The organism is Endozoicomonas sp. ONNA1 (assembly GCF_024606325.1).
Lineage (GTDB): Bacteria > Pseudomonadota > Gammaproteobacteria > Pseudomonadales > Endozoicomonadaceae > Endozoicomonas_A.
This window is the reverse complement of record NZ_JAHHPN010000667.1, coordinates 1-7,192: the sequence shown is the minus strand read 5'-3', so window position 1 is coordinate 7,192 and position 7,192 is coordinate 1. Positions and strand designations below refer to the sequence as shown.

Below are 7,192 nucleotides of genomic sequence, written 5' to 3'. Positions count from 1 at the left end.
GCATAGCCGTCTCGCTGGAGGAATCCCACTGCTTTAGCTGTGGGAGGATGTCAATTTATCTCTTTTGTTACCAGAAGGCGGGCAGCTATGGGCTATCCAGTCCAGTCTATGTTTCAGGGCGTGGAGAATTATCGACCTAACCGATGGATTATTGCCAGTAAACTGATCGGTGAAACAGAGGGACCAAGGTTTGTTAAGCTGTCTGATGTAGAATTCTGGTGGAGTCTCTTTCCTTTTCAAGTGGACCCGAAAGTGACGAACCTGTTCAACCATCTTGAAAAGGATTACCAAAGATGGAAGAGCCTCACTCAGGCCAAATCAGAAGATTTACCTTCTGATTTTCTGCACTACTCGTCCCTGGTCGCCAGCAACTGTGAAGCCATTCAGATTAATAGTAATACTGCTGACAATAACCTTAAGGCATTCCATGGAGGCGATTACCTGAATAGCCGCATGCTCTGTCAGAACTGGCTGGGTGACTTTATTAAATGGCATGCCTATTTTGCCAGTCGCTACAACAAGTCAATCCCGGTGGTTCTGGTGCCTGACTGGCGTGAAGGAAAGGAAGCCATCCCCGACGAATCGACGCTGAGCAGGCTGGTCGGAGGCCATTTCCATGGCAGTGTCGCTTACTTGTTTAATGCCTATTATGACTTTCGCAAGTTGAGTTCACTCTATGGCAATTCTGATCAGGAGTTAGTTGTGGTAACAGATCGACCCAGTTATCAACTGAACAGGGTCAGTCGTTGGCCATCGTGGTTTTATAGCATCTTCCTGCCAGAGCCTTTCTGGTTAGAACATACACCTTGTGATCCAATGGCTGGCGGATGTCGTTTCAAAAATTTTTCCGGGAGTGAGGAGAAAGTGACTCCCTACCTGCTGAGTCATCCCGACACGGGAAAGCAGATTCTTATATTTCATCATGGTGAGACCCTCGTCGCCTGGTCTCTGGGTACATCCTGGTCATCGAAAAATAAAGTGGTTTCAAGGCGGGCAAAAAACAATCAATTTGAGCTGAATCTGATCGAAGCTTTTGAATTCGGTGCAACGAAGTAAATGTTCGTCTATAACAGCGCCAAATTCGGGATTTTTTGCTGATTCCCAGGGAATGTTTTGCTCTTAATCATGTGGGCAGCATTTCTAACTCTTATTCTTTTTAAAAGCAGCTGCTCTAAAGTTATCTATACTGTTCGGCATTATAAATGACGCATTGGACACATTGATGGTTAGATACCGAATTGGACGGCAAAGCATTTTAAAGATACTCATTGTTTCTTTTGCGCTTTCCGGGCACACTCATTTACAGGCCAAGATGAGAACAGCATGCAGCGACACTATTGTAGCTCTGGGCATGATGGCAGGCTTGTTAGGATTGGGAATAGGGCTATCGTGCTATCTTTCTGAGGAAGAGGAATTCGTTTTTTATGCCAGTAAAAGACGGGCATTTGCGAGACGGCCTGCACACCCTTTATATGTAGGCGTGCTGAATTATCAAACTGACCGTTGGATTGTTGCCAGCAAAGTGGTCGGTTTTCCAGAAGAACCAAAATTCTTTAGGCTGTCTGCCATAGAACACTGGTGGAGTCACTTTGACGCAGATCAGAGACTGAAAAGCCTGTTCAGTCATCTCGAAAAGGATTACCAGAGATGGAAGCGTCTCTCTACGATAGAACGAGAAAATGTGCCTTCTTCTTTTCTGCGCTACTCGTCCCTGATCGCGAGCAACTGTGAAGCCATTAATACAGCCGGCAGAACCATTAGGGCGTTCCATGGATCTGAAGACGATTATCTGAATAGCCGCGTGCGCTGTCAGAACTGGCTGGACCTCTTTATTCAATGGCATCCCTATTTTGCCAGTGACTTCAATAAGTCAATTCCGGTAGTTCTGGTGCCTGATTGGCAAGGAGGAGAGAGGGTTCTGTACGACTCGACGCCGAGTACAGTGATCGGCGGCCATTTGCAGAGCACGGTAGCTTATCTGTTTAATGCCAATTATAACTTTCGCCGCAGGTTGGAGTCACTTTATACCGGCTCTGATCAGGAGTTGATTGTGATTACGGATCGACCCGGTTATCAGCTGAGCAGGATCAGCTGGGGGGGCTGGAGCCAGTACAATGCCTTCCTGCCAGATCATCGCAAGATGTCCTGGACAGAACATGTCCCCTGTGATCCGGTGACAGGGGGCTGTCGCTTTAAAAATTTCTCCGGGTGTGCGGAACAAGTGACTCCCTACCTGCTGAGCCACCCCGAGACAGGAAGGCAGATTCTTATATTTCATCATGGTGAGACCGTTGTTGCCTGGTATCTCGGTGTACCCTGGTTATCCAAAAATAAAGTGGTTTCCAGGCGAGCAAAAAACAATCGATTTGAGCTGAATCTTACCAAGGCTTTTGATCTCGAAACAACAAGTAAATAGTCGTCTATAAAAGCTCCAAAGTCGTGTTGTTCTGCCGACTCCCGGAAACTGTTTTTCGATCAGAGTTTTTGCCCTTATTCTATTAACAAAAGGTGTTCTTTAATTATCTATACTGGGTGGTGTTATAAATTACGTGTTGGACGTATCGATGGTTAGACATCTGATTGGACAGCAGAATACTTTAAAGACAATTGTCGTTTTTTTAGTGCTCTCCGGGAACACTCACTTACAGGCCGGGATGAGAGCACACAGAGACACTCTTGTAGGGTTGGCGGTTCTGGCAGGGGTGACGATAGGGATATCGTACTATGTTTTCACGGAAGATGAATTCATTTTTTATGTCAGTAAAAAACAAGCAACTTCGGGCTACCCTGCCCACCCTTTATTTATAGGTGTGGTAAATTATCAAACTAACCGTTGGATTGTCGCCAGCAAACTGATCGGTAATACAGAAGAACCACATTTCGTTAAGCTGTCTGAAGTAGAATACTGGTGGAGTGGCATTAAGGCAGTGAAGGAGCAGAGACTGAAGAGCCTGTTCAGTCATCTCAGAAAAGATTACCAGAGATGGAAGAGTCTCACTCAAGCCAAACCAGGAGGTTTGCCTTTTGGTTTTCTGCACTACTCTTCCCTGATCGCCAGCAACTGTGAAGCCATTAATACTGGTAGCAGAACCCTCAAGGCATTCCATAAATCTGCAGACGATTATCTTGATAGCCGCGCAGTCTGTCAGAACTGGCTGGATCGCTTTATTAACTGGCATTCCTATTTTGCCAGTTACTACAATAATTCAATACCAGTGGTTCTGGTGCCTGACTGGCAAGAAAGAAAGGGTATCAAGGATGAATCGACGCCGAGTACAGTGATCGGTGGTCATCTACACAGCAGTGTCGCTTATCTATTTAATGCCAATTATGACTTTCGCAGGTTGAGTTCACTTTATGGCGGCTCCGATCAGGAGTTAGTTGTGATAACGGATCGACCCGGTTATCAACTGAAGAGGATCATTTGGAGGCCGCCGCGAGCGTACGACCTCTTTATACCAGACCATCAGAAGCTTATCTGGTCAGAACATGCACCTTGCGACTCAGTGAAAGGCGGTTGTCGCTTCAAAAATTTTTCCTGGAGTGCGGGGCAGGTGACTCCTTACCTGCTGAGTCACTCTGGCACAGGAAGGCAGATTCTTATATTTCATCATGGGGAGACCCTTTTAGCCTGGTGTCTGGGCAAGTCCTGGTTTGCCGAAAATAAGGTGGTTATGAAGGAAGCAAAAAACAATCGATTTGAGCTGAACCTCCTCGAAGCTTTTGGCCTGGACTCGGGCTTGGCAACGCACTGAACGAGCTGTTCTGGTCAGGGGAGTCGTCTATAGCAGCTCCCAGAAAGCCTGAATTAATGGGCTTTTGAGTTTTTTGTCCAGCACACATAATCCCACATCATAAGCTGCCAGCCAGGGAGTGATGTTCAGAATGTTAACCTTGTCGGACAGTGGGCTGTTATCCAGAACAATCTGGGGTACTACGCCGACTCCAAACCCCAAACTGACCATACTGACAATGGCTTCATTGCCAGCTACCTGAGCGTATATTTTTGGCTTGATGCCCTTGGTTGAAAACCAGTGATCCACCCGCTGTCGTCCAATACCTTTTTCTGACAGGATCATGGGCGTTCTACTCCACTCTTCAACCGACTCAGGGGTAGAAATTTCTCCTGAAGCAGGGCCTATGAAGACCAGTGGCGAGAGTCCGATACTATGAAACTGAATCTCTGAGGATAAATTATCCGGGCGGGCAGAAATGGCTATATCCTCTTTACCAGAGGTGATCAGCTCAATGGCTGAGTCAGGATCGCCAGTATGAAGTTTGATTTCAATGCTCGGATAGCGTTGGCGAAAGCGCTTGAGAATATCATAAAGAAAACTGTAGCTGGCGGTCACGGAGCAATAAACACTGATCTCACCTTTGAGCTCTTTGGATTCGGCAATCAACTCGTTACGAATCGCTGACCACTGAATCAGGGTTTCCCGGGCATATTTCTCAAATTTAATGCCTTCTGCAGTCAGGCTGACACTGCGGTTGTCCCGTTCAAACAGGTATACCCCCAACTTATTTTCCAGATGCTGTATGCTGCGGCTCAGGGTCGATGGGCTGATATGACAAGCTGCGCTGGCACGGCCGAAATGAAGTGTTTCAGCCAGACTCAGGAAATGCTTCAGTGGTTTCAAATCCATAATGACTGTTTCTCATCTTCGCTCAGGGCTGTTTCTTATTATGAAATATTATATTGCAAATATATCATTTTACGAAATTACTTGCCTGCTTTAACCTCCAGGTCAACGTTTTAAGCTCGGACAGCAATAAATAGTCCGGGGCGTTTTACTCAGGAGTCCGTCATGAAAGTTTATTACGATAAAGACTGTGATCTTTCCATCATCCGTGGCCAGAAAGTATCCATCATTGGCTACGGCTCACAGGGCCATGCTCATGCCAATAACCTGAAGGACTCCGGGGTAGATGTTACTATTGGTCTGCGTAAGAACTCCGCTTCCGTTGCCAAAGCCCAAGCGGTTGGCCTGAACGTATTGGACGTAGCTTCTGCAGTAGCTCAGGCTGACGTTGTCATGATCCTTACTCCGGATGAATTCCAGTCCCGGTTATACAAGAGCGAAATTGAGCCTAACCTGAAGCAGGGTGCAACGCTGGCATTTGCTCACGGTTTTGCTATTCACTACAACCAGATTGTTCCTCGTGCTGATCTGGATGTCATTATGATTGCCCCTAAAGCTCCGGGTCACACTGTTCGTTCCGAATTTGTTAAAGGCGGCGGTATCCCTGATCTGGTTGCCATCTATCAGGATGCTACCGGGAAGGCGAAAGATCTCGCCTTGTCGTACGCCTGTGGCGTCGGTGGTGGTCGTACCGGTATCATCGAAACGACGTTTAAAGATGAAACTGAAACCGATCTGTTTGGCGAGCAGGCGGTATTGTGTGGCGGTGCCGTAGAGCTGGTTAAGGCCGGTTTTGAAACCCTGACCGAAGCAGGTTATGCCCCTGAAATGGCTTACTTCGAATGTCTGCATGAACTGAAGCTAATCGTAGACTTGATGTACGAAGGTGGAATTGCCAACATGAACTACTCCATCTCCAACAATGCGGAGTATGGTGAGTATGTAACCGGCCCAAGAGTCATCAACGATGAATCTCGTCAAGCCATGCGTGATGCTCTGAAGGACATCCAGAACGGTGAGTATGCCAAGAAGTTTATCACCGAAGGTGCGATGAACTATCCGTCCATGACGGCCTACCGTCGTAACAACGCTGCTCACCCGATTGAAAAGACCGGTGCCAAGCTGCGTGAAATGATGCCCTGGATCACCGAGAATCAGCTGGTTGACAAAGATAAGAACTGATTTTTACTAAAAATCGTTTAAAAAAGGCGCCTTGTGCGCCTTTTTTGGTTTGAATATCGCAAGATTTTTCTGACAGATGACGCTGTCCATAAAGTGGTCTATCTTGCGACTACGGAAGCTTCCGGAGAACGGACAATGCTTGTCAGACACAGGAAGCCAGCCCCGAATCTATTTATGATCGAACTATTTATGATCGAAGTTGAAGATCGGCAAATGGATTATGTTTAACTAAGGCAGGGATACAGTTAAATCTATAGTCTCTTTATTTACAGAGCGTATTTCATAATAGTTGCGTTATTTTTGATTTAAGAGACAGTAGGCAGATTTTCCGGAGCAGTACTTTGAGAAAAAAAATCGCCCATTTGAAGACCCAGCCCCACATTCTGGCAGTATTGGGGCTGGTATTAGCAACTCTCTGTTGGGGGGGTAACCTTGTTGCAGGCCGAATGAGTGTGGGAGATATTCCTCCCATCGCGCTGTCATTCTGGAGATGGGCCCTGACTTTTCTGATTCTGTTTTCATTTACCGGAAAAAAGCTGGTTCGGCAGAGAAAGCTGATTTTTCAGAGTCGTTATCAATTATTGATCCTGGGTTTCTTCAGCATTACCTGCTTTAACACACTGCTCTATATCGCTGCTCAATCGACACAGGCGGTGAATCTGGGCCTGATACAAATAGTTTTGCCTGTTATTACCATGATCCTGGCTATTCCACTGTTAAATGTTTTTCCTAAAAAAAGACAGTTGTTTGGTATGGGGATGGCCCTTCCCGGGCTGCTGACGATTTTCAGTAAGGGCGAGTGGTCATCGCTGGCCAGCCTTGATTTTGGCAGGGGAGACATGATCATGTTTTTTGCTACCTGCTGTTGGGGCTCTTATACGGTGTTGCTCAAGCGTTTTGAACTGCCCGTATCCGGGGCTCAGCTGTTGACTACTCTGGTTGGGATTGGGGTATTGATCCTCTTGCCCTTTTATCTCTGGGAGCTATCGTCGAAAGGTGGCTTTATCGTCAGTCCGAAAGCACTTTTTCTCATCAGTTACGCTGCTTTGTTTGCTTCACTGGTCGCTTATATGTCATGGAATTTCGGCGTGTCTATTCTGGGGGCAAACACTGCGGCCATGTTTAACTTCCTAATCCCTGTTTTTTCAGCCATGTTCGCTATTCCCATTCTTGGAGAGACACTTTACCAGTACCACTTGATAGGAGCTGGATTGATCTTTACAGGATTATGGATAACCAATCGGAAATATTCTTCAACAGACAGTCCGGGTTAGACACTTGAAGAATCTTTCCTCACCCAAAGTGAAGAAAGATTACCAAATTGAGCGGAAAGCCCCGTACTTCTAGTTCGGGGATGGATAGCTCGC

The 7,192-nt window shown here is 46.6% G+C and carries 6 protein-coding genes; 5 read left to right on the top strand and 1 reads right to left on the bottom strand.

What is annotated here, in order from left to right; translation table 11 throughout:
• Positions 1–87: 87 nt before the first annotated feature.
• From KDK19_RS15725 to KDK19_RS15715, 3 genes are all read left to right on the top strand, one after another.
• Entirely contained in the window at positions 88–1,056 is a 969-nt protein-coding gene (locus KDK19_RS15725) for a hypothetical protein (RefSeq protein ID WP_257282244.1), read from the top strand.
• A 256-nt stretch (positions 1,057–1,312) separates the two neighbouring features.
• Positions 1,313–2,416 (top strand): hypothetical protein, encoded by a 1,104-nt coding sequence (locus KDK19_RS15720; RefSeq protein ID WP_257274755.1) that lies wholly within the window; start codon positions 1,313–1,315, stop codon positions 2,414–2,416.
• 148 nt (positions 2,417–2,564) lie between these two features.
• A complete protein-coding gene (locus KDK19_RS15715; RefSeq protein WP_257292318.1) occupies positions 2,565–3,755 on the top strand; it encodes a hypothetical protein in 1,191 nt (396 codons plus the stop codon).
• Positions 3,756–3,782: 27 nt separating this feature from the next.
• On the opposite strand, the gene ilvY is transcribed toward KDK19_RS15715, so the two are convergent.
• Positions 3,783–4,646: an HTH-type transcriptional activator IlvY gene (ilvY, locus tag KDK19_RS15710; RefSeq protein ID WP_257282243.1), complete on the bottom strand. Its 864-nt coding sequence runs from the start codon at positions 4,644–4,646 to the stop codon at positions 3,783–3,785.
• A 162-nt stretch (positions 4,647–4,808) separates the two neighbouring features.
• Between ilvY and ilvC the strand changes: the two genes are divergently transcribed.
• Both ilvC and KDK19_RS15700 read left to right on the top strand, forming a co-directional pair.
• Complete coding sequence (gene ilvC, locus KDK19_RS15705) at positions 4,809–5,825, top strand: ketol-acid reductoisomerase (protein WP_257282242.1); 1,017 nt, start codon at positions 4,809–4,811, stop codon at positions 5,823–5,825.
• A 341-nt stretch (positions 5,826–6,166) separates the two neighbouring features.
• On the top strand, positions 6,167–7,099 hold the full coding sequence (locus KDK19_RS15700) for a DMT family transporter (RefSeq protein ID WP_257254932.1): 933 nt from the start codon (positions 6,167–6,169) through the stop codon (positions 7,097–7,099).
• The last annotated feature ends 93 nt before the right edge of the window (positions 7,100–7,192 follow it).

Excerpts from the sequence above, each read along its gene's own strand:
- KDK19_RS15720 (WP_257274755.1), top strand. The coding sequence starts at position 1,313 with ATGAGAACAGCATGCAGCGACACTATTGTAGCTCTGGGCATGATGGCA.
- ilvY (WP_257282243.1), bottom strand. The coding sequence starts at position 4,646 with ATGGATTTGAAACCACTGAAGCATTTCCTGAGTCTGGCTGAAACACTT.
- ilvC (WP_257282242.1), top strand. The coding sequence starts at position 4,809 with ATGAAAGTTTATTACGATAAAGACTGTGATCTTTCCATCATCCGTGGC.
- KDK19_RS15715 (WP_257292318.1), top strand. The coding sequence starts at position 2,565 with ATGGTTAGACATCTGATTGGACAGCAGAATACTTTAAAGACAATTGTC.
- KDK19_RS15725 (WP_257282244.1), top strand. The coding sequence starts at position 88 with ATGGGCTATCCAGTCCAGTCTATGTTTCAGGGCGTGGAGAATTATCGA.